This window comes from Sphingobium sp. B2D3A (assembly GCF_025961795.1).
Lineage (GTDB): Bacteria > Pseudomonadota > Alphaproteobacteria > Sphingomonadales > Sphingomonadaceae > Sphingobium.
The window spans coordinates 23661-46038 of the sequence record NZ_JAOQOI010000001.1 but is presented as its reverse complement, the minus strand read 5'-3'; the positions used below and the strand labels follow the sequence as shown (position 1 = coordinate 46038).

General features: G+C 64.5%; 21 protein-coding genes. 12 read left to right on the top strand and 9 right to left on the bottom strand.

The window, feature by feature from the left end:
* Positions 1–407: 407 nt before the first annotated feature.
* Genes M2337_RS00240 through M2337_RS00230 form a run of 3 tightly spaced genes read right to left on the bottom strand, consistent with a single transcriptional unit; the run spans position 408 to position 2739 of the window.
* On the bottom strand, positions 408–977 hold the full coding sequence (locus tag M2337_RS00240; protein WP_264571206.1) for a GNAT family N-acetyltransferase: 570 nt from the start codon (positions 975–977) through the stop codon (positions 408–410).
* 5 nt (positions 978–982) lie between these two features.
* Positions 983–1528 (bottom strand): DUF2721 domain-containing protein, encoded by a 546-nt coding sequence (locus tag M2337_RS00235; protein ID WP_264571205.1) that lies wholly within the window; start codon positions 1526–1528, stop codon positions 983–985.
* Positions 1528–2739: an LL-diaminopimelate aminotransferase gene (locus tag M2337_RS00230; RefSeq protein ID WP_264571204.1), complete on the bottom strand. Its 1212-nt coding sequence runs from the start codon at positions 2737–2739 to the stop codon at positions 1528–1530. Before M2337_RS00230 ends, M2337_RS00235 begins: the two co-directional genes overlap by 1 nt.
* A 163-nt stretch (positions 2740–2902) precedes the next feature.
* Here M2337_RS00230 and M2337_RS00225 point away from each other — a divergent pair, with 163 nt between their 5' ends.
* From M2337_RS00225 to ppc, 4 genes are all read left to right on the top strand, one after another.
* The gene (locus M2337_RS00225; RefSeq protein ID WP_264571203.1) at positions 2903–4654 is read left to right on the top strand and encodes a PHA/PHB synthase family protein; all 1752 of its coding nucleotides are present in this window, start codon (positions 2903–2905) and stop codon (positions 4652–4654) included.
* Positions 4655–4739: 85 nt separating this feature from the next.
* Positions 4740–5645: a phasin family protein gene (locus M2337_RS00220; RefSeq protein ID WP_264571202.1), complete on the top strand. Its 906-nt coding sequence runs from the start codon at positions 4740–4742 to the stop codon at positions 5643–5645.
* Positions 5646–5781: 136 nt separating this feature from the next.
* The gene (clpS, locus tag M2337_RS00215) at positions 5782–6126 is read left to right on the top strand and encodes an ATP-dependent Clp protease adapter ClpS (protein WP_264571201.1); all 345 of its coding nucleotides are present in this window, start codon (positions 5782–5784) and stop codon (positions 6124–6126) included.
* A gap of 84 nt (positions 6127–6210) precedes the next feature.
* Entirely contained in the window at positions 6211–8898 is a 2688-nt protein-coding gene (gene ppc / locus M2337_RS00210) for a phosphoenolpyruvate carboxylase (protein WP_413716209.1), read from the top strand.
* 225 nt (positions 8899–9123) lie between these two features.
* Here ppc and M2337_RS00205 read toward each other — a convergent pair whose 3' ends face one another.
* Together M2337_RS00205 and M2337_RS00200 are read right to left on the bottom strand one after the other, a co-directional pair.
* Positions 9124–9675, bottom strand: coding sequence for an outer membrane beta-barrel protein (locus M2337_RS00205; protein ID WP_181560520.1), 552 nt, complete (start codon positions 9673–9675; stop codon positions 9124–9126).
* A gap of 238 nt (positions 9676–9913) precedes the next feature.
* Positions 9914–10369 carry a peptidylprolyl isomerase gene (locus M2337_RS00200; protein WP_181560519.1) on the bottom strand — a complete coding sequence of 152 codons (456 nt, stop codon included), beginning with the start codon at positions 10367–10369 and terminating at the stop codon, positions 9914–9916.
* Positions 10370–10571: 202 nt separating this feature from the next.
* Between M2337_RS00200 and mgtE the strand changes: the two genes are divergently transcribed.
* From mgtE to map, 3 genes are all read left to right on the top strand, one after another.
* Complete coding sequence (gene mgtE, locus M2337_RS00195; RefSeq protein ID WP_181560518.1) at positions 10572–12002, top strand: magnesium transporter; 1431 nt, start codon at positions 10572–10574, stop codon at positions 12000–12002.
* Between the two features lie 70 nt (positions 12003–12072).
* Positions 12073–12273 carry a ParD-like family protein gene (locus M2337_RS00190; RefSeq protein ID WP_181560517.1) on the top strand — a complete coding sequence of 67 codons (201 nt, stop codon included), beginning with the start codon at positions 12073–12075 and terminating at the stop codon, positions 12271–12273.
* Position 12274: 1 nt separating this feature from the next.
* Positions 12275–13045 carry a type I methionyl aminopeptidase gene (gene map / locus M2337_RS00185; protein ID WP_264571199.1) on the top strand — a complete coding sequence of 257 codons (771 nt, stop codon included), beginning with the start codon at positions 12275–12277 and terminating at the stop codon, positions 13043–13045.
* A gap of 61 nt (positions 13046–13106) precedes the next feature.
* Here map and M2337_RS00180 read toward each other — a convergent pair whose 3' ends face one another.
* From M2337_RS00180 to M2337_RS00170, 3 genes are all read right to left on the bottom strand, one after another.
* A complete protein-coding gene (locus M2337_RS00180) occupies positions 13107–13718 on the bottom strand; it encodes a hypothetical protein (RefSeq protein WP_181560515.1) in 612 nt (203 codons plus the stop codon).
* Between the two features lie 172 nt (positions 13719–13890).
* The gene (locus M2337_RS00175) at positions 13891–15354 is read right to left on the bottom strand and encodes a succinylglutamate-semialdehyde dehydrogenase (protein ID WP_264571198.1); all 1464 of its coding nucleotides are present in this window, start codon (positions 15352–15354) and stop codon (positions 13891–13893) included.
* 67 nt (positions 15355–15421) lie between these two features.
* Positions 15422–16849 (bottom strand): protein adenylyltransferase SelO family protein, encoded by a 1428-nt coding sequence (locus M2337_RS00170; RefSeq protein WP_264571197.1) that lies wholly within the window; start codon positions 16847–16849, stop codon positions 15422–15424.
* A 37-nt stretch (positions 16850–16886) separates the two neighbouring features.
* Here M2337_RS00170 and M2337_RS00165 point away from each other — a divergent pair, with 37 nt between their 5' ends.
* From M2337_RS00165 to M2337_RS00150, 4 genes are all read left to right on the top strand, one after another.
* Positions 16887–17753 carry an alpha/beta fold hydrolase gene (locus M2337_RS00165; RefSeq protein WP_264571196.1) on the top strand — a complete coding sequence of 289 codons (867 nt, stop codon included), beginning with the start codon at positions 16887–16889 and terminating at the stop codon, positions 17751–17753.
* Complete coding sequence (locus M2337_RS00160) at positions 17750–18913, top strand: glycosyltransferase family 4 protein (RefSeq protein WP_264571195.1); 1164 nt, start codon at positions 17750–17752, stop codon at positions 18911–18913. The genes M2337_RS00165 and M2337_RS00160 overlap by 4 nt, the downstream gene beginning before the upstream one ends.
* A gap of 98 nt (positions 18914–19011) precedes the next feature.
* Positions 19012–20415, top strand: a complete 1404-nt coding sequence (locus M2337_RS00155; protein ID WP_264571194.1) for an NAD(P)H-dependent flavin oxidoreductase — start codon at positions 19012–19014, stop codon at positions 20413–20415.
* Positions 20415–20621 carry a DUF2093 domain-containing protein gene (locus M2337_RS00150; RefSeq protein ID WP_264571193.1) on the top strand — a complete coding sequence of 69 codons (207 nt, stop codon included), beginning with the start codon at positions 20415–20417 and terminating at the stop codon, positions 20619–20621. Before M2337_RS00155 ends, M2337_RS00150 begins: the two co-directional genes overlap by 1 nt.
* Before the next feature lie 138 nt (positions 20622–20759).
* On the opposite strand, the gene M2337_RS00145 is transcribed toward M2337_RS00150, so the two are convergent.
* A complete protein-coding gene (locus tag M2337_RS00145) occupies positions 20760–21758 on the bottom strand; it encodes a 2-hydroxyacid dehydrogenase (RefSeq protein WP_264571192.1) in 999 nt (332 codons plus the stop codon).
* A 132-nt stretch (positions 21759–21890) separates the two neighbouring features.
* Between M2337_RS00145 and M2337_RS00140 the strand changes: the two genes are divergently transcribed.
* A complete protein-coding gene (locus M2337_RS00140) occupies positions 21891–22364 on the top strand; it encodes an SH3 domain-containing protein (RefSeq protein ID WP_264571191.1) in 474 nt (157 codons plus the stop codon).
* Positions 22365–22378: the final 14 nt, after the last annotated feature.

Below are 22378 nucleotides of genomic sequence, written 5' to 3'. Positions count from 1 at the left end.
GCGAGCGCATGATTATGATTCGAAAAAAGATAATTACAAGTCTTGTTCGCAAGCGCGGAATGACTCACATCTAACCCATCGCAGGGACGCACGGCTTCCAGCCAACCCGGCGAGAGAGTTTCAACGCAAGCGAAAGGAGGTGATCCGATGTCTCATGGTTCAGCAATGGGGTCGGTCAAGTCCGTTCGGGGAGCCTGCCGCTAAGGCATTGGTGGCGGGTCGCGCGAGGGTCTCCTGAGGGAAACCGGACCGCGGCGTAAATCCCCGGGTGGCGGCACTTCCGGCCGCTGACCATGCTGATGGGCCGCTCGGCACCTCCGATGGGAGGTTCCGGCGGCCCCTCTCATTTGGGCTTATGTCTCTTTGGTCGCGAGGGTGGCGAGCACGGCTTGCCGATCGTCGGGCGATTATCCCAGCATGATCCGATAGCGCGCCGCGCTGCCGCCACCGTCGCCGGCGTCCTTCTCGACATGGTCGACCAGAATCCCGCCACATCGCTCGATCGTCCGGCGCGCCGCGTCGTTGTCGATGTTCGTCGTCAGGTCGACATGGGGGAGGCCGCGTCCACGTGCCTCAGGGAGCAAGGCGCCCAGCGCCTGCGCCGCATAGCCGTGCCCGCGCTTCCAGGGCACGACGGAAAAGCCGATATGGCCGGGGCAGTAGTCCGGCATCGCAGCCGTGCCCTCCTGCCAGCGCAGGCTGATGCTGCCGCAGAACTCGCCATCCCACATCCAGCGGCGATAGCCCGGTAGACGTGGCCGGGGCGTCCCATCCTTCATCAGCACCGGCGGCCCCTTGGCCTTGGGATCATCCAGTGACAGAAGGAAGGCCATGGCGTCGCGGTCGATCCGGTCCAGCTCGCGCTGGGTCGCCAGATTGCCCAGCACGGTGTCCGGCGACCAGCCCGCTTCCAGCGCCGCGCGATAGGCAGGCAGGTAGACGGGCGCCGGCATGACGAGACGGAGCGGCTCGGGCATCGGGTTTAGCGCGACTGCCTGACCTCGGGCGCGGGAACGGCCGGCTTGCTTGGGCGCGGCCCCTCGCCGGAAAGCTCGCTCTCCACCTTGTGATACAGCACCTCATTGCGGATGTGCGTCACGCGCGAGCCGAGCCGGGTCTCGTAGAGAAAGATCGCGAATGCTGCGGCGATGGAGGTCATCGACCCCACGAACAGCAGCGAAATGACCGTGCCCAGATTCACCTCAATGAGGTTGGAGGCGAACAGCAGAATGACCACCGCGCTGATCGTCAGCGCGGCAAGCACCGAAAGGAAGATCGCCGCATTCACCACTGTGATGCGCCGGTCGAGAATGCGGATCTCGTCGATCAGCCGGTCATGTTCGGCGCCCGTCGTGCGCATCACCTGCGCTTCCACCGCCCGCGCCCGGTCGATGACGCGGGCGAGGCGGCTGGCGCAGACGTTGAGGAAGCCGCCGATGCCTGCGAGCAGGAACACCGGCGCCACCGCCAACTGGATCGTGTGCGCGACGAGGCTGACCTCGGGCGCTTCCAGCACCGGCACGGGCATCAGGCCGCGCCTTTTGTCACCGGTGTGTTCACGCCCATGGACTGGAGATATTTCTTCACGTTGCGCGCTGCTTGACGCAGGCGCTGCTCATTCTCGACCATGGCGATGCGCACATAGCCCTCGCCATCCTCGCCATAGCCGACGCCCGGCGCGACCGCGACCTTGGCATGGGTGAGGAGCTGCTTGGAGAATTCGAGGCTCCCCATCTCCTTGAGCGCTGGCGGCAGGGGCGCCCAGGCGAACATGGATGCGCGCGGGGACGGGATATCCCAGCCCGCCCGCGCAAAGCTCTCCACCATCACGTCGCGGCGCTTCTGGTAGAGTTGGCGGTTCTTCTCGACGATATCCTGCGGACCATTGAGCGCCGCGCAGGCAGCCGCCTGAATGGGGGTGAAGGCGCCGTAATCGAGATAGGACTTTACCCGCGTCATCGCCGCGATCAGTTTCTGGTTGCCGACCGCAAAGCCCATGCGCCAGCCGGCCATGGAGTAGGTCTTGGACATGGACGTGAACTCGATCGCGATGTCCTTGGCGCCCGGCACCTGCAGGATGGAAGGGGTCGGGTTGCCGTCGAAATACAGTTCGGAATAGGCAAGGTCGGAGAGGATCCAGACATGGTTCTCCTTCGCCCAGGCGACCAGCCGCTCGTAGAACGCCAGGTCCACCGTCTCCGCCGTGGGATTGCCGGGATAATTGACGACGAGGATGCTCGGGCGCGGCACGGTGAAGTGCATCGCCCGCTCCAGCGCGCGGAAATAATTCTCATCCGGCGTCGTCGGCACCGAGCGGATCGTCGCGCCGGCAATGATGAAGCCGAAGGTGTGGATCGGGTAGCTCGGATTGGGCGCGAGCACGACGTCGCCGGGCGCGGTGATCGCCGTGGCGAGGCTGGCAAGCCCTTCCTTGGAGCCCATCGTCACCACGACTTCGGTCTCCGGGTCCACCTCCACGCCAAAGCGGCGGGCATAATAATTCGCTTGGGCACGGCGCAGGCCGGGAATGCCCTTGGATTGCGAATAGCCGTGGGCATCCGGCTTTTGCGCCACTTCGACCAGCTTCGCGATCACATGATCGGGCGGCGGCAGGTCGGGATTGCCCATGCCGAGGTCGATAATGTCCTCGCCCGCCGCGCGCGCCGCTGCCCGCATCGCATTCACTTCGGCGATGACATAAGGCGGCAGTCGCTTGATGCGGTAGAATTCGTCGGACATTGGGATGTCGATCTCCATTTGGGTTGAAATGGCCGTGTCACACTGCAAGTGGTAAGGACCGGCCAATGCTGCATATAGCTTGCGCCAGCCAGTCGTGCCACCAAAACAACGGGCGGCGAGTCTGGAAAACAGATCGTCCGGACAATCGAGCGAGGCATCTCCCATGGATCAGGACCTGAAAGACGCGACCGGCCTTGCTCAGCTGCAGCACTGGACGCGAGTGGTGGGGCTTGCCCAGCAGGCGATACTGGAGCGCAGCGCCGAGCTGGCGGAGCAGGCGACGCGCTTTCCCGGGCATGAGGCGCGGCCCAATCTGGAGAAGATTGCGCGCATCCAGTCGCAGGCGGCGGAACGCAGCATGGCGGTGTGGCAGCAGGTGCTGGCGCGAGCAATGGACGCCAACGGCGCAGGACCGGACGGCGATGCGAAACCTGCGCCTGCCAGTCGTGATCGGCGCTTTGCCGATCCGAGCTGGCACGACAATCCGGTGTTTGACCTCATTCGCCAGATGTATCTGCTGGCCTCCGACTATTTCATGCAACTGGCCGACAGCGTCGATGGTCTCGATGTGCGGGACAAGGAGAAGCTGCGCTTCGTGACCGAGCGGTTCGTCGAGGCAGCGAGCCCGGCGAACTTCCTGTTCACCAACCCCGCCGCGCTCCAGCGACTGATCGACACCAAGGGCGAGAGCCTGCTGACGGGGCTGGAACATATGCTCGCCGACGTTGATCGCGGCCAGCTCACCCATACGGACGGGTCCGCTTTCCAGCTGGGGCGCAACATCGCCACCACGCCGGGCAAAGTGGTCTATGAGACACCGCTCTACCAGCTCATCCAATATGAGCCGACCACGCCGCAGGTGATGAAGACCCCGCTGCTCATCTTCCCGCCATGGATCAACCGCTTCTACATTCTGGACCTCAATCCGGAGAAGAGCTTCGTCAAATGGGCGGTGGATCAGGGGCTGACCGTGTTCATGGTCAGCTGGAAATCCGCCGATGCCAGCATGGCCGATTTCGACCTGGGCGACTACATGCTCAAGGGGCAGGTGGACGCGATCGATGTGGTGCGCGATCTGCTCGATGTGCCGAGCGTCCACACCATCGGCTACTGCGTGGCGGGCACTTTTCTTGCCGCGACGCTTGCATGGCTGGCCGCGCGGGGTGAGAGCGACAAGGTCGCCAGCGCCACTTTCTTCACCACCCAGGTCGATTTCTCCGAGGCCGGCGATCTCGCTCTTTTCGTCGACGACGAGCAACTGGCGCTGATCGATGGCTTCGTGAAGGACGGTTATCTGGATGGGCGCTATCTTGCGGCAACATTCAACCTGCTGCGCGGGCAGGATCTGATCTGGAACTATGTGGTCAACAACTACCTGCTGGGGAAGGATTATCCCCAGTTCGACCTGCTCTACTGGAACGGTGATACCACCAACCTGCCGGCGAAATGGCACCGGGCCTATCTCACCCAATTATATCGCGATAACCGGCTGGTCGTGCCGGGCGGCCTTGAGATTGAGGGCATCCATATCGACCTGCGCAAGGTGGAAACACCCTCCTATATTCAGGCCGGTGTCGAGGATCATATCGCGCCGCCCTGCAGCGTATGGAAGCTGATGGACCAGTTCTCCGGGGCCCGGCGGTTCGTGCTGGCGGGCTCGGGGCACATCGCCGGCGTGGTCAATCCACCCGCAGCAGGCAAATATCAATATTGGACCAGCGCCGCGCCGCAGCCGGACTTTATCGCTTTCCGCAAAGCCGCGCAGGAAACGAAGGGGAGCTGGTGGCCGGATTGGCGGGCGTGGCTGGCAGAGCTGTCGCCAGAGACTGTCAGTGCCAGCGGTGCGCGGATGCCGGGAGAAGGCAAGCTTCCCGCAATCGAGGATGCGCCCGGACGCTACGTCACGCAGCGTTGACCGGCGCTTTTGCGTTGATTCGCCGCCCATAAGACAGTTTTGTTGCACTGCATCATTTTACTTGCAGATTCGATCCGATTCGCTTATGTTGCATCGCAGCAAAGTTCGAGGAGTGAGTCTGTTGGCAACCCCGCGCAAGTCCCGTTTGTCCAAAGCCGGTCCCCGGCCCGCGACGTCCGCTGCACGGAGCCCGGCCAAGAACGAGGTTTCCAAGCCTGTGGCCAAGCCCACGGGTGAGAAGGTCGCGGCGGCCGCTCCGATGCCGGTCAAGGCGCCGGTGACGCCGAAGGCTCCCCCCGCGCCCAAGCCTGCTGTTGCAGCGGCTCCTAAAGCCGCACCTGCCACTGAGGCGATTGTGGAGAAGCCGGCCGTCAGAACGCCGGTGGAATGGCCCGTCAGCGCTGCCCCCAAGGCTGAAGCCGTTGATGCCAGTCCGGCGCCCCTCTCACCTGTCTCGAACCCAGAATTGGCGGATGCAATCCCCCTTCCCGACACCGGGAAATCCGCCGCAGCGAAAGGCGAACCGACCATGACCGATATGATGGACACCGCGAAAACCTATGCCGAGGAGGCCAAGACCCGTATGCAGAGTGCCTTCACTGAAATGAACGAGAAGACCAAGGCTGCCATGGAGAAGTCTGGCAGGGCTTTCGAAGAGCTGGGCGAACTGACGCGCGGCAATCTCGAGGCGATGGTCGAATCCTCCAAGATCGCTGCCAAGGGCATGGAAACGCTGGGCCAGGACGCCGCCGAATTCGGCCGCAAGTCCTTCGAGAAGTCGAGCGCTACGATGAAGAGCTTTGCCTCCATCAAGTCGCCGGCCGAGTTCTTCCAGCTCCAGAGCGAACTGCTCAGCCAGACGATGGACAGCTTCGCGTCCGAGGCTGCCAAGAACAGCGAAAAGATGCTCAAGCTGGTGAGCGACATTTCCCAGCCGATCAGCAACCGCGTGTCGGTTGTGACGGAAAAGGTGAAGTCGATCGCAGCCTGATCAGGCCGATCTGCTTGAGAAAAGGCGGCTCGCTCCGGCGGGCCGCCTTTGCTTTTTTGGGCAGTCCGTCTCTGTGCCCTTGCAACCAAGGGGGGCGATGCCCTATTTTTGGGCCATGCAAGACAGAAGCGCGATCATGAATCAGCCGCTCATGGCTGGGCGGCCCGATGAGGAAGGGCCGGGCGATCCCGGTCTTGGCGTTGCCACCCGTACGCGCGCACGCACCCGCAAGCCCACGCCTTACAAGGTGTTGATGCTCAACGACGACTACACGCCGATGGAATTCGTCGTCGATGTGTTGCAGCGCTTTTTCCGCATGGACATCGAGCAGGCGACCCGCGTGATGCTCCACGTCCACCAGCGCGGTGTCGGCGTGTGCGGTGTGTTCAGCTATGAAGTGGCCGAAACCAAGGTCAATCAGGTGATGGATTACGCCCGCCAGAACCAGCATCCGCTCCAGTGCACGCTGGAGCATGCCTGACCGACTGATCGGGCGGCTGAACTTGTAGCCCGCCCGCCCAATCCGTTCTTGACCCGTTGATCGCTGCAATGCAGCATGGCGTGCATGTCACCCATGCGCCCCGCCATCACCCAAAATCCTGACATTCGCTATCTCGGGCGCCTGCTCGGGGATGTCATTCGCGTCTATGGCGGCGAGCGCCTGTTCAAACAGACCGAATACATCCGGTCCGCCTCCGTCGACCGGGCGCGTGGCGTCGCCCCGGCCGAGGGCGTGGACAGTGGCCTGGATGCGCTGACGCTGGACGATACGCTCGCCTTCGTGCGCGGCTTCATGCTGTTCTCCATGCTCGCCAATCTCGCGGAGGACCGCCAGGGCGTCGCCGCCGAACCGGGCGCGGACGTTGCCAGTGCGACCGCCAAGCTGAGCGAGCATGGCGTCAGCCCCTCCGATATCGTCAAGCTGCTGGAAACGGCGCTGGTGGTGCCGGTGCTGACCGCGCACCCGACGGAAGTGCGCCGCAAGTCGATGATCGACCATCGCAACGTGATCTCCGATCTCATGGCCCTGCGCGATACCGGCGCGAGCGAGACCGATCATGGCGAGCCGATTGACGAGGCGATCAGCCGCCAGATCGCGCTGCTTTGGCAGACGCGCCCGCTGCGCCGTGAGCGGCTGTTCGTGCGCGACGAGATCGACAATGCGCTCTCCTATTTTCGCGACATCTTCATGCCGGTGCTGCCGAGCCTTTACGCCCGCTGGGACCGGGTGCTGGGGCAGCGCGTCCCCAATTTCCTGCGGCTCGGCACTTGGATCGGTGGGGACCGGGACGGCAATCCCTTCGTCCAGGCCGAGCAGTTGCGCACCGCGCTGGGCCGGGCGAGCGGATCGACCCTGCGCTTCTACATGGATGCGCTGCACGAGCTGGGCGCGCAGCTCTCCATCTCCAGCGAGCTTGCGGCCATTCCCGCAGGCGTGCGCGATCTGGCGGCCGCCAGCGGTGACGAGGCCGCCAGCCGGCGCGACGAGCCCTATCGCCGCGCTGTGGCCGGCATCTATGCGCGCGTCGCCGCGACCTATGAGCAGCTCATCGGCACTCCGCCGCCGCGGCCCTCACGCCTTTCGGGCGAGCCCTATGCCGATGCGGGCGAACTGCGCGCCGATCTCGCGACGCTTGGGCGCGGCCTCGCCGTGGAAGGCAATGGCGCGCTCGGCAGCGGCGGCGGTCTCGCCCGCCTGATCCGCGCGGTCGAGCTGTTCGGCTTCCACCTCGCCACGCTGGACATGCGCCAGAACAGCGCGGTGCATGAGCGCGTCGTCGCGGAATTGCTCAAGGTCGCCGGCGTCGAGCCGGATTATCTCGCGCTCGATGAAGAGGCGCGCGTCGCCTTGCTGCGCCGCGAACTGGCCACCAACCGCCCGCTGGGCTCCCGCTTTGCGGACTGGAGCGAGGAAACCGCCACCGAACTCGGCATTGTGGAGGCGGCCGCAGAGGCGCATCGCCGCTATGGCGCGGCCTGCATTCGCCATTACCTCATCTCCAAGGCGGAGAGCGTCTCGGACATGCTGGAGGTGAACATCCTCCTCAAGGAAGCCGGCCTGTGGCGCGCGGCGCAGGGCGAGGGCGCGCCGCACGCGCCGATCATGGCTGTGCCCTTGTTCGAGACGATCGCGGACCTCGAAAAGGCGCCTGCCATCATGCGCGATTATTTCGGCCTGCCGGAGATCGGCGCGCTGGTCCGGGCGCGGGGCCATCAGGAAGTGATGATCGGCTATTCCGATTCCAACAAGGATGGCGGCTATCTCACCTCGACGTGGGGCCTGTACGAAGCCAGCCTTGCGCTCACACCGGTGTTCGAGGAAGCCGGCGTTGCGATGCAGCTCTTCCATGGGCGCGGCGGTGCAGTCGGGCGCGGCGGCGGCTCGTCCTTCGCGGCCATTCAGGCGCAGCCGCCCGGCACCGTGCAGGGACGCATTCGCATCACCGAACAGGGCGAGGTCATCGCCGCCAAATATGGCACGCTGGAGAGCGCGCGCACCAATCTCGAGGCCGTCACCAGCGCGGCCCTGCTGGCTAGTCTGGAGCCCGAGCGGCTCTCCCCTGCGGACAACGAGCGCTTCACTCAGGCAATGACGCGCATTTCCGGCCTCGCTTTTGAAGCCTATCGCGGGCTGGTTTACGAGACCAAGGGATTTCGCGAGTTCTTCCGCGAGCTGACGCCCATTCAGGAGATCAGCGGGCTCAAGATCGGCTCGCGCCCGGCCAGCCGCACCAAGAGCAATCGCATCGAGGATCTGCGCGCGATCCCGTGGGTCTTCTCCTGGGCGCAGGCGCGGGTGATGCTGCCTGGCTGGTATGGCGTCGGGCAGGCGCTGCGCGATTTTGGGGATGACGCTCTGCTCAAGGACATGGCGCAGGCCTGGCCCTTCTTCCGGGCGAGCATGGCAAACATGGAAATGGTGCTCGCCAAGTCGGATCTGGAGATCGCCGCCAAATATCTGCCGCTGGTCGCGGACCGCGCGGTGGGCGATCCGATCTTCGAGCGCATCCGCGAGGGCTGGAATCTTGCCCATGACCAGCTGCTCGCTGCCACCGGGCAGACCCATTTGCTGGCGGACAGCCCGGCGCTGGACGCCTCCATCCGCTTGCGGCTGCCCTATATCGAGCCGCTCAATCTGCTGCAGGTGGAACTGCTCAAGCGCCACCGCGCCGGGGAGACCGACCCGCGCATTCGCGAAGGCATTGAACTCTCGATCAACGCAATTGCCACGGCCCTGCGCAACAGCGGATAAGGAACGGCTGGCGGGCAGGCGTTGCGGCCCCCTCTCACTCGTCCCGTTCGCCCGAGCTTGTCGAAGGTCTGCTTTCCTCTTCCCCGGCCAGAGGAAAAGGACGGCCCTTCGACAAGCTCAGGGCGAACGGAAGGGTAAGCCACTAAAAAAACGGCCGGGAGGAAACTCCCGGCCGCTTCTTTTCATGCGATCTGCTCAGATCGAGCGGATCGCAGTCACTGGTGATCAGAACTTGGCAACAACACCGACCATCGGGCGGAAGCTGTTGAAGTTACCGCGCGTGTCGACCTGCGCACGCAGACGGATGTTGCTGGTTTCGGCCGTGCTGCCCATGTCGGCCAGCGAGAGCTCGACGCCACCGCCATAGGTCACGCCATGATAGTGGCGATCGGTGTCGGCGAGCGGCACGGTCTTGTCATTGAACTGGGTCCACTGATATCCGACCTTGGCAAAGAACATGCTGTCCTTACCGGCCTTGAGGCCCAGGCGGCCTGCGGCGCCATATTCCCAGTCGATGTCCTTGTCGAAGCCCTTGGCGACGCTACCTTCGGCACCGACCACGACGGGGCCGAGGTCGTAGTTCAGACCGGCCACGCCTTCAGCGACCCAGCCGCGATAGCCGCTCGGCGGTCCACCTGCGGGCTGCTGGTTGTCGAAGTCATGCAGGCCGCCCATCACGCCGACATAGGGCTGCAGGCCCTGCGCGTCCTGTGCCAGAGCCGGGGCCGAGAGACCCGCTGCCAGAGCAACGGCGAGGGTGAGGGGAAAAGCTTTCATAACACTGAACCTTCTATTAACAGAACAGGACTGTTTAGGTCCTCGTTTCGCGACCGACCTGCGTCGATCACTGTCCCTAAAATGGCTCAGCCAGATGAACCGTTCCCGAATGAATTGTGGAGCAATTGTGGAAAGGCCCCGCTGTTGCACATGTGCTACACAACGGAGCCATTCACTTGGCGTTCAGTTTTACTTGAAGACTTCACGATAGTATTACAATCGCGCAGGCAATCTTGCCTTAGGCTTCACTCACCGTAGCTTTCACGATCTTACCCGGTTTTGCCGGCGGCTCGCCCTTGGGCAGCGCGTCGACATGCTCCATGCCTTCGGTCACAACGCCCCAGACGGTATATTGACGATCAAGGAAGGTCGCATCGTCGAAGCAGATGAAGAACTGGCTGTTGGCGCTGTTCGGGTTGGAGCTACGTGCCATAGAGCACACGCCGCGCACATGCGGCTCGCTGTTGAACTCGGCCGGCAGATCGGGAAGCTTCGAGCCGCCCATGCCGGTGCCGGTCGGATCGCCGCCCTGCGCCATGAAGCCGGGGATCACGCGGTGGAACACCACGCCATCATAAAAGCCGTCCTTGGCAAGCGCGCTGATGCGCTCGACATGCTTGGGGGCCAGATCGGGGCGCAGCTGGATCACGACGTCGCCGGTGTCGAGCGTCAGGGTAAGGGTCTGGTCGGCCATGGGGGCAGTCTCCTTGTCTCTACCGGCCTCGGGTCGCAATGCGGAGCGGAAGCGGGCGGGGGAATGGAGCGGCCTCTATAGTGACTGCTTTCGTCAAGGGAAGGCTGCATGACGTTGCATTTGCCCCGGGCATGGGCAAAAGGGGCGATTATCGAGAGCAGGCGTGGCCAGTGGCGGCCGCAGCCGGAAAGGGAGGCGCCGCATGAGCGAGACCGAGGCCGCATCGCAGCCCGGCGCGATCCCTCCCGAGGAGGAAGACGCGCTCGTCGATACCAATCTGGACGAGGATGATCGTCTTCGGCCGGAGTTCGTCTCTGCCGTTCTGTCCGCAGTCGAGGAGGGCAAGGACGATGCAGCGCAGGCGTTGGTCGAGACGCTGCACCCCGCCGACATCGCCGATCTTCTCGAGCTGACGCCCGAGGATCGACGGGCCGGGCTGGTTCATGCGCTGGGCTCGCTGGTCGGCGCGGAAGTGCTGTCCGAGCTGAACGATTATGTGCGCGATACCGTCGTCGAGGCGCTGGAGCTTGAGCAGCTCGCGGAACTGGCCGGCGAACTGGATACCGACGATGCCGTCGCCATCATCGAGGATCTCAACGAGGAGGACCAGCAGACCGTCCTCGATGCGATGGAGCCGGAAGACCGCGCCGCTATCGAGAGCGCGCTGGGCTATCCCGAGGAATCCGCAGGCCGACTCATGCAGCGCGATCTGGTCGCGGTGCCTGAGCATTGGACCGTCGGCCAGACCATCGATTTTTTGCGCGATACCCGCGACCTGACATCGGATTTCTGGGAAATTTTCGTTGTCGACGCGGCTCATCGGCCGATCGGCTCCTGCCAGCTCTCCTGGGTGCTGCGCTGCCCGCGCGAAATCGCCATGAGCGATGTGATGAAGCGCGAGCAGACGCTGATCCCGGTCGATATGGATCAGGAAGAGGTCGCGCTGCGCTTCCAGAAATATGCGCTGATCTCGGCGGCGGTGGTCGACCCGGGTGGGCGTCTCGTCGGCATGATCACCGTGGACGACGTGGTCCACATCATTCAGGAAGAGGCTGGCGAGGACATTCTCCGCCTCTCCGGCGCCGGTGAAGGTGACATCAACGAGCCGGTGCGGGAGAGCTACAAGGCGCGCGTGCGCTGGCTGCTCGCCAATCTCATCACCGCGTTGTTCGCCACCGCGATCATCGCCGCCTTTGAGGATGCGATCGCGAAGATGGTCGTGCTGGCGGTGCTGATGCCCATCGTCGCCAGCGTGGGTGGCAATGCCGGCAGCCAGACCATGGCGGTCACCGTCCGCGCCCTTGCCACCAACCAGATCACCGCATCCAACACCTGGCGCATGATCATGCGCGAATTGCGCGTGGCCGTGCTGAACGGGGCGACGGTCGCGGTGGTGCTCGGCATCGGGGTCGGGCTGTTCTTCCAGGACCCCTTGCTGGGCGGAGTCATCGGCTCCGCGATGGTGCTGAACATCGTCACGGCCGGCTTTGCCGGAGTCGCGGTGCCCATCCTGTTCGAGCGGTTCAATGTGGATCCTGCGGTCGCCTCGTCGATTTTTGTCACGACGGTCACCGATTCGATGGGCTTCCTCTCCTTCCTGGGCCTGGCCACGCTGGCGGGCCTCACCAGCTGAGCCCTATCGTTTGACGTAGGACGATATGAACCATATATGGTCCGCATATTCTCTATATGCGGAGCGGTTCATGGGTTTGGTCAAGATCGAGGATGGGTTGCATGAGGAAGCGCGCCGCACCAGCGCCGTCATGTGCCGCTCCATCAATGCTCAGGCCGAGTTCTGGATGAAGATCGGGATGCTCGCCGAGGCCCATCCCACATTGTCGTTCAACGAGATCGTGAAGATGGAAAAGGACCGGCAGGACCTCGCCACCGCGCAGGCCGCCTGAGATGGTCAAGACGCCGGACGAACTCGCCCTCATGCGCATCTCCGGCCGCTTGCTCGCATCGGTCTTCGAGATGCTGGACGGCGAGGATCTTGTCGGCCGCTCCACCATGGCGGTCAACGATCTGGTCGACCGCTTCATCGTCGATAATCTGGCGGCGCGTCCGGCGAGCAAGGGGCAATATGGCTTTGCCTATGTGCTCAATTGTTCGATCAACGAGGTCGTCTGCCATGGCGTGCCGGATGCCGACCGGATCATTGCGGATGGCGACATCATCAATCTCGATATCACGCTGGAGAAGAACGGCTTCATTGCCGACAGCAGCAAGACCTATCTCGTCGGCACGGTCTCGCCCGCCGCGCGCCGGCTTGTGCGTGTTGCCCAGCAAGCGATGTGGCAGGGCATCCGCCAGGTGCGCCCCGGCGCGCGCCTCGGCGACATCGGCTTTGCCATCGAGCGCCACGCCAAGAAGCATGGCTACTCGGTCGTGCGGGAATATTGCGGCCATGGCATCGGGCGCGAGATGCACGAGGACCCGCAGGTGATGAACTTCGGCCGTCCGGGCACTGGCCTCACACTGCGCGAGGGCATGGTGTTCACCATGGAACCGATGGTCAACCAGGGCACGCGCGGCGTGATGACCAAGGGCGACGGCTGGACGGTGGTGACGAAGGACCGCAAGCTTTCCGCGCAGTTCGAGCACACTGTGGCGGTGACGGCGACCGGCGTCGAGGTGCTGACGCTGCGGCGGGACGAGCAGCCGCTGGCGGCGTGAGGGTGTTCATCGGGGTCTAAAAACAAGCAGCCCATCGGCGCGGAGAAAATCCCTGCCGACGCTAATCGCAATTATCTGAAATGAGGAAAATGCAAAGTCGTTCTGAGAGAAGCTTATTCTCCATGAAGGGCTCCAGAGACCTCATATGGCGGTCAGGATCGGCTGCCAAGCGTTCAAGATTGGCCCGGCTGGCATCCATGGGGTAGACTGATTCCATGAAACAGTCCGTACGCGCCAGCGCCTCGTCGACCGCAATCTTACGGGCAGCCGTAAATTCCTTATACTCCGTAAAATGCTTTTCCGCAGGCGCTCTCTGCAGATTTGAATACCAGTATTTGTCGACAATTTCCTTTACGGTTTCAAGGGTGTCTGCTCGAACTCGCATCGGAGTAGCTAAGAAAGCTTCTTGGCTACACAAGTGTCCGCCACATTGATGCCAAAGTGCAGTAAAGCGCCAGGCAAAAACTGCTGCGGCCTCAGATGACACCTCTAGAAATGCTTGAGCTGTGTCAGCGCGCAACTCCCAACCGATGAATAATCCGAATTTTGGCTGACCCCGGTGAGCTGTACCAAATTCAGGAAAATACAGGTCACGCAGCGGAAATTCAAAGCTGAAATCATCACCGGTGTCGACGTCAACGACACCTGCAATTCGCAGTCCCTCCTCGATCATCTTCGATATCATAGCGATCTCCATCTGACGGTCAGCACCACAATGCTCGCTCCCCATGCCAAAGCGGTCGCCGCGCGCTACAATGAGTAAGCGACAGAGCAGCCATAAAGCAGTCTATTTGCTCACTCGATACTGGCTGACAGAGGCAAGCCATGATTGATCGCCTTGACCCTCACCGATCCGCCACGATCGGCCTCAGCCCAACCCCAATTGTCGCGCGTGGCTGGGGCATTTCGGATGAGGCGACGGGGTAGGCGCAATTGTCTGCCATATAGTTGCCGCCCGGGCGGTGATTGCCCGAGAGGCCTGTGCCGCCGACTGGTGCGTTAGGTGCAAGCGCGTAAGTGGGCCGGTTCCAATTGACGATGCCGGCGCGGCTATTAGCCCAGAAGCGATCATATTGCTCGGGACCACCGCCGATCAGCGTCGCGGACAGGCCGTGGCGGGTGCTGTTGGCTTCGATGATCGCCGCGTCGAAGCTGGTAACGCATATAACCTGCAGGATCGGGCCGAACAGTTCGACGTCGCTGCGCGGTGCCATGGCCGTCACATCGATGATGCCGGGCGTGACGAAGGGCAGGCCTTCGACCGGGCGCTGCATGTGCCGGATCGGCCGGCCGCCATGGCTCATCAGATACAGGAAGCTCTCGGTGAGGCCGTCGGCAGCATCCATGTCGATCACCGGCCCCATGAAGGGGAGCGGATCGCCGGTCGGCGGACCGACGATCAGGCGGTCCGTCAGCGCCTTCACCGCCCCCAGCAAGGGCTCGGCGAGGGTATCGCGCACGATGAGGCGGCGGGCGGACAGGCAATGCTGCCCGCTCATGTCGAAGGCGGACTGGACGATGAGCGCGGCGGCGCTGGCGATGTCCGGCGTGTCCCAGGCGATGATCGGATTGTTGCCGCTCATCTCCAGGGCCAGCAGCTTGCCGGGCTGGTCGGCGCAGGCGCGGTTGATGGCGCGGCCGGTGCGGGTTGATCCGGTGAAGAGCACGCCGTGAACGTCCGGCGCCGCGGCCAGCGCTTCGCCGACCCCCGGGCCGCCGATCACGCATTGCACCTGATCGTGCGGCACGCCGGCCTCATGCAGCAGGCGCACCAGCATTTCTCCGGTGGCGGGCACCTTCTCGGAGGGCTTGAACAGCACGCCATTGCCGGCCAGCAGCGCCGGCACGATATGATCGACCGGGATGCGCGCGGGCAGGCAATGCGGCGTGATGATGGCGAGCACGCCATGCGGCTTGTGGCGCAGGGCGGTGCGGGCGCCCATCGCGCCTTCGCTCTGCCGCTGGCCCGTGCGTTCAGAATAGGCCTGCACGGCCTTCTCGACCCGCTCGAACAGGCTGATCACCTCTTGCCGCGTGGACCAGAGCGGTCGCCCGGTTTCGCGCGAGATCAGGGTCGCGAAGGCCTCCTCACTGGCGCGCACGGCATTGGCGAAGCGGCGCATGGTCTCGATGCGGACAGCGGAGGAGAGGCCTGCCCATGCGGTCCATTGGTGCGCCACCAGCGCGATCTGCGCGGCGGGGTCGGCCTCCTGCCCCTGCCAGACGACCTCGCTCGTCGCCGGATCGAGCGATTCGACGATGGCAGGCTCGTGCGGAGCCTCGGTGGCATGAAGCGGCGCGTGCAACATGGAGCGGCTATGCGGCGCAATTAGTTTCCAGCGGATTTACGACGCGCGCGCCGGAGCGCGCATCGGCTTATGCGCTGCGCGAGGCGAGCGGCTGGCCGGGCACCGGGCCGTGCCCCGCCCCCATGGCGCGGATCGCCTCGATCTTGGCGTAAAGCGGGCTCCAGTCATCGCGCTCGGCGATGGACGCCCAGAGGGCCTCGACTTCCTCGATGTGCATCGAGCAGGGCGCATCGCCGTGCCAATACGGGTGGTCACCGGCGCCGGGCCGTAGGGTGAGGGATTCGCGCGCGGCCCGCACCTCGTCCCACGCTGCGCCCGAATAACGCGATTCGGCATGGTCGCCACGTCGCCAATCGAAGAAGAAGCGGTCGATGAGTACATCGCTGCCGCGCAGCGCCTCGACAGCGGCGACTACGAAGGCGCGGCCGGCCTGCGCGTCTGGCGCGGTCAGGCCCAGCCGCCAAAGGAACCGCTCGATCAGGCGATTCTCATAAATGGCCGGGAAACGCCGAAGCACCTCGACCAGCGCCTCCGTCTCCGCATGCTCCACGAGCGATTGCGCCAGTTGCGCGACATCCCAGTGGATAGCCTCAGCCTGGCGGGCGAAGGCATAGAGGCCGGTCTGGTCGAAATAGGCGGCGGTAAAGCCCGGCTCCCAGCGCGGCGTGAAGCGCCACGGCCCATAGTCGAAGCTCTCGCCCGTGACCGCGATGTTGTCGCTGTTGAGGACGCCATGGACGAAGCCGGCGACCATATAGCTCGCGGCGAGATCGGCCGTGCGCGCGACGACCGCCTCCAGCAGCGTGAGCGCGGGCACCTCGCCCGGCTCCACCGCCAGCAGATGGCGCAGGCAGTAGTCGATCAGCCGTGCGCTCTCCTCGCGCTGGCCGAGATAGGCGAGCCGCTGGAAGCTGCCGATGCGGATGTGGCCGTGGCTGAGCCGCACCATTACCGCCGAGCGGGTGGGGGAAGGCTCGTCGCCGCGCACCAGCGGCTCGCCGGTTTCGACGATCGAGAAGGTGCGCGAGGTGGTGACGCCCAGCGCTTCCAGCATTTCGGTCGCGAGGATTTCGCGCATGCCACCCTTGAGGGTCAGGCGGCCGTCCGCCGTGCGGCTCCAGGGCGTGCGGCCCGAGCCCTTGGTGCCCAGATCCAACAATCGGCCGCCTGCAGGCGCGGCCTCCCGCATCTGGGCGAACAGAAAGCCGCGCCCATCGCCGAGATCGGGATTGTAAGTGCGGAACTGGTGACCGTGATAGCGCAGCGCCAGTGGTTCCGGCTGCGCGCCGGGCAGGGGCGTGAAGCGGCCGAAATGGCTGATCCATTGCGCATCGTCGAGCGCCGCCAGCCCCACCGTGCTGGCCGCGCAATCATTGCGGAAGCGGAGGATCGTCTGCGGGAAATCCGCCGGTTGCACGGGATCGGCCAGAAAATCCGCAATTAAAGCTATTGCGCGTTCCGGATGAAATATGTCTGTCTTAAGCGCTGCGTCCATGCTCTGATATGGGGGGCGCCCCGGGAAAGGATCAAGCTTGTCGGGCTATGAAGACAAATATTGGTGGTCGCAGGACAATTTACGGCTGCATTACCGGGACTATCCCGGGCGCGACGATCGGCCGCCGATCCTGTGCCTGCCAGGCCTGACGCGCAACGTCCGCGACTTCGAGCCGGTGGCAGAGCGGCTAGCGGGCGAATGGCGCGTTATCGTGGTGGAACTGCGCGGGCGCGGCGAGAGCGCTTACGCCAAGGACCCGATGAGCTATGTGCCGCTGGTCTATCTGCAGGATCTGCTCAAGCTGATCGATGAGCTGGCCCTGCCGCGCTTCGTGGGGGTCGGCACGTCGCTCGGCGGGATCATGCTTATGCTGATCGCGGCGACGCGGCGCGGGAGCCTCGCGGGCGCGCTGCTCAACGATATCGGGCCGGAGATCGCCGAGGAAGGGCTGGAGCGCATCCGGCAAGGGGTCGGCACCGGTAGCGCGCAGCCGACCTGGGTGCACGCCGCGCGGGCGGTGGCGGATGTGCAGGGGGTGATCTACCCCGATTACAAGCTGACCGACTGGCTGCGCATCGCCAAGCGGCTATATCGATTGACGAGCCAGGGGCGCATCGTGCTGGATTATGACCAGCGCCTCGCCGAGCCGTTCCGGGCGCCCGGCGGTGCGGCGGGCGTCGACCTGTGGCCGGCGTTCGAGGCGATCGGCGATATCCCGCTCACCTTGGTGCGTGGCGCGCTTAGCGATCTGCTGACCGTCCAGACGGCGCAGGCGATGCAGACGCGCCTCCCGCAGCTGGATCTGGTGACGGTGCCGCGGGTGGGTCATGCACCCACGCTGGAAGAGCCAGAAGCGGTGGCGGCGCTCGACAGGCTGCTCGCCAGGATCAGCGAGAAGCCATGACGCGGCGGGCGGCCCGGCGCGATCTCTCCCGCGAGCCGCTGCGCGTGCTGCAAATTCACCGCACCTTCGATCTGGGCGGAAAGGAAGCGCGCCTTGCCCGGCTGATGAATCATTGGGGTGGGCGGATGCAGCACGACATCCTGCTGGCCGAGCCGGGTGCCACTGGGGCGCAAGCCTTGCTCGACCCCACGCTGAAGGTGCGCTTTCTCGATTCGCCCGCGCTGGAGGGGCCCGCGACCTTCGCCCGGTTCAACGCGCTGGCCAAGGCGATGCGCGGCTATGATCTCATCCTGAGCTTCAATTGGGGCGCGATCGATGGCGTCATGGCGCACCGTCTCTTCCGCCGGCTGCGCTGCCTGCCGCCGTTGATCCACCACGAAGAGGGCTTCGATGTGGACGAGGCGTTCGTCCGCCAGGCCGCTCGCAACCGCTACCGCCAGATCGCCTTGCAGGGCGCGCGGGCGCTCGTCGTCCCGTCGGCGCAGCTGGCGCATATCGCTCAGGCGGAGTGGCGGCAGTCCGCCGAGAAAGTCCACCAGATCCCCAACGGGCTGGATGTCGCCGCCTATGAAGGCACCCGGCCGGTCGCTGCGATTCCCGGGCTGGTACCGGACGGACGGCTGATCGTGGGCACCGTCGCCAATCTGCGTGCGGTCAAGAACCTGCCCCGGCTCGTCCGGGCGGTGGCGCCCCTGCGCGACCGGCTGCGTCTGGTCATCGTCGGTGACGGCGAGGAGCGGGAGGCGATTCTGGCGGAGGCGCAGCGGCAAGGGATGCACGATCTGCTGATGCCGGGTGCCCTGCCGCGCCCCCAGGATTATGTCGGCGCCTTCGATATTTTCGCATTGTCCTCCGATAGTGAGCAGTTCCCCACTGCCCTGATGGAGGCGATGGCGGCCGGCCTGCCGGTGGTGGCGACCGACGTCGGCGATACGCTCGGCATGGTCGCGCCGGACAACCGGCCCTTCATCGTGGCCCCCGATGCGACCGATGATTTTCAGGCTGCCCTTGCAGAACTGGCCGGGGATGCCGATCTGCGTCGGACCATCGGCGCAGCCAATCGCGACAGAGCGAGGCGCTGTTTCGATGAAGCCGTGATGATCCAGCTCTACGCCCGGCTCTATGGTGAGGCGGTCGGTAACGAACTGGCGTTATTTTGAGTTTTGTGGCATTTTAGCACTTGGTTTGAGGAAAATGCTGGTAAAGGCGCTCGTGGCTGGCTTGCGAAGCTGGCCGATGGGGCACTGAGGAGTTTCATTTGTTCAAGGGCTTGAAGCCGATCGTCTATGGCGGTCGCGAGGTGTGGCCGGTTATCGAAGGCGGCAAGGGCGTTGCGGTCTCCAATCACATGAGCTCCGGGGCATGGGCTGCCGCTGGCGGCATCGGCACCGTGTCGGCCGTGAATGCGGACAGCTATGATGCCGACGGCAATGTCATCCCGCAAATCTACCATGGCCGCACGCGCCAGCAGCGCCATGAAGAGCTGATCGCCTACGCCATCGAAGGTGGTGTGGAGCAGGTGAAGCGCGCTTATGAGATGGCCGGCGGTAAGGGCGCCATCAACATCAACGTGCTCTGGGAAATGGGCGGCGCGCAGGCCGTGCTGCAAGGCGTGCTGGAGCGCACCAAGGGCATGGTCGCAGGCGTGACCTGCGGGGCCGGCATGCCCTACAAGCTCAGCGAGATTGCTGCGCAGCATCAGGTCAGCTACCTGCCGATCGTCAGCTCAGGCCGCGCTTTCCGCGCGCTGTGGAAGCGGGCCTATCACAAGGCTGCGGAGTGGCTGGGCGCGGTGGTGTATGAAGACCCCTGGCTGGCCGGTGGCCATAACGGCCTGTCCAACGCGGAAGACCCAACCAAGCCGGAGGATCCCTATCCCCGCGTGAAGGCGCTGCGCGACACGATGCGCGAGGGCGGCATCAGCGACGAAGTGCCGATCGTGATGGCCGGTGGCGTCTGGTATCTGCGGGACTGGAGTGACTGGATCGACAATCCGGAGCTGGGAGCGATTGCCTTCCAGTTCGGCACCCGTCCGCTGCTCACGCAGGAAAGCCCGATTCCGCAGGCGTGGAAGGAGAAGCTGATGACGCTGGAGGAAGGCGACATCCTCCTCCACCGCTTCTCGCCGACCGGCTTCTATTCCTCCGCGATCCGCAATCCCTTCCTGCGCGATCTCGAGGCGCGCTCGGAGCGGCAGATTGCCTTCTCCATGGAGGAAGCGGGCGACCACAACCATCAGCTCGATGTCGGCATCAAAGGCCGCAATTACTGGGTGACCCGCAACGATCTGCTGCGCGCTCGCGAGTGGGTGCTGCAGGGCTATGAGACTGCGCTCAAGACACCCGACAACACGCTGGTCTTCGTTACCGACGAGGACCGCGCCGTTATCCGCAAGGATCAGGCTGATTGCATGGGCTGCCTCTCGCATTGCGGTTTCTCGTCGTGGAAGGACCATGACGATTATTCGACTGGCCGCCTTGCCGATCCGCGCAGCTTCTGCATCCAGAAGACCCTGCAGGACGCAGTGCATGGCGGCGATGTCGACAAGAACCTGCTGTTCGCCGGCCATGGCGCCTATCGCTTCAAGCAGGACCCCTTCTACTCCAACGGGTTCGTGCCGACCGTGAAGCAACTGGTCGACCGCATCCTCACCGGGGACTGATGAGCATGATGCGCACGCCGGACATGCCGGGCCTCGCCATCCTCAAATATCGCGCGGCGGATTATCAGGTGGTCCGCTCGGGCCGTTTCGTAATCTGCGCCGTGAGCGGGGTGGAAATCCCGCTCGGCGAACTCGCTTACTGGAGCGAAGCGCGGCAGGAAGCCTATCGCAGCGCGATTGAGGCGACGAAGGCGCTGGCGGGTTAATCCGGTTCAAATGCCGCTCGAGGTCTCGTCACCCCGGACTTGATCCCGGGGTCTTGCTGCCTTTGTAATCGTGAGCGAAGAAGAAGCGGGATCCCTGATCAAGTCCGGGATGACGAGCGTGTGAGGCCTATGCGGTCCTCAAACCCAGCCTTCGAGAATCTGGTCCGGCGGCCGGTCGCCGCCGACCCACATGCGGATGTTGGCGATCACCCGTTCGCCCGAGGCGATGCGGCCCTCGAAGGTCGCCGAGCCCATATGCGGGGTCATCACCACATTGGGCAAAGCGAGCAGGCGCGGGTCGATCTGAGGCTCGAACTCCCACACGTCGAGGCCGGCCCCGGCAAGCTGCCCGGCTTCCAGCGCTTCGATCAGCGCCTCTTCATCCACGATGCCGCCGCGCGAGGCGTTGATGAGGTAGACATGGGGACGCAATAGCCCGATGCGGCGCCGGTCGATGAGATTCTCGCTCTGCGCATTGCGCGGCGTGTGGATCGTCAGGATGTCGATGCTGCGCAGCATCTCATCGAGATCGGGATGCCAGATCGCATCCACTTCCTGCTCCGCCACCTCGGGCAGGCGGTGGCGATTATGGTAGTGGATGGAGAGCCCAAAGGCGCGGGCGCGCCGGGCGACGGCGCGGCCGATGCGGCCCATGCCGACGATGCCGAGCGCCTTGCCGCCGATGCGATGGCCGAGCATGTTGCTGGGGCTCCAGCCGGTCCACTCGCCGGAGCGCACCAGCTTTTCGCCCTCGGCCAAGCGGCGCGGCACCGAGACGATGAGCGCCATGGTCATGTCCGCCGTGTCCTCGGTCAGCACGCCGGGCGTGTTGGTGACGATGATGTTCTTCGCGCGGGCGGCGGGCAGGGCGATGTGGTTCACGCCGGCGCCATAATTGGCGATCAGCTGCAGCGCATCGCCTGCGCCGGCGACCAGATCGGCATCGAGATCGTCCGTCACTGTGGGCACCAGCACGTCGCACTGCTGCATGGCTTCATGCAACTCGGCGTGGGTCATGGGATGATCGTCGACATTGAAGCGGGCGTCGAACAGTTCGCCCAGCCGGGCTTCCACCGCTTGCGGCAGACGCCGCGTCACGATCACGCGGGGCGAAGCGGGCCGGGGACGCCTGGACATGTGGCGGGAATGCTCAGGCGAGAGCGGAAAGGCAAGCGGCAATTCGCGCAAGGCTGCTTCCGGTTGATGCCATGCGGTGGCCGTGGCAGAAGCGGGCCTTATGGTGTGGGCATTTTCCGGGAGATCGATGGCATGAACGCGCGCGGGCTATTCACGGCTTTTGCGGCGCTGGCCCTGGGATTGGGCGCTGCCGACGCGCAGGCGCAAACCGGTCGCCCAACGCCCTATTGGGCCTCACTCTCCAAGGGGGAGGCCAAGATGCGCGTGGGGCCGAGCGCCGACTATCCGGCGAGCTGGATCTACCGCCAGCGCGACCTGCCGGTGAAGGTGGTCGAGGTCTATACCAATTGGCGCAAGATCGAGGATCCGGACGGCACGCAGGGCTGGATGCACGTGCGGCTGCTCAAGGATGAAGCGACCGCGATCGTGAAGGATAATATCGCCCAGATGCGCGACGGCCCCTCCGAGAGCGCTCGCCTTCTGTTCCGCCTGGCGCCGGGCGTCGTGGGGCGGCTCTCCGGCTGCTCGGACGGCTGGTGCGCGATGGAGGTGAACGGCCGGCGCGGCTATGTGCAGGCCGCGAGCCTGTGGGGCGCGCTGGACTGACGGAAACTTCGGCG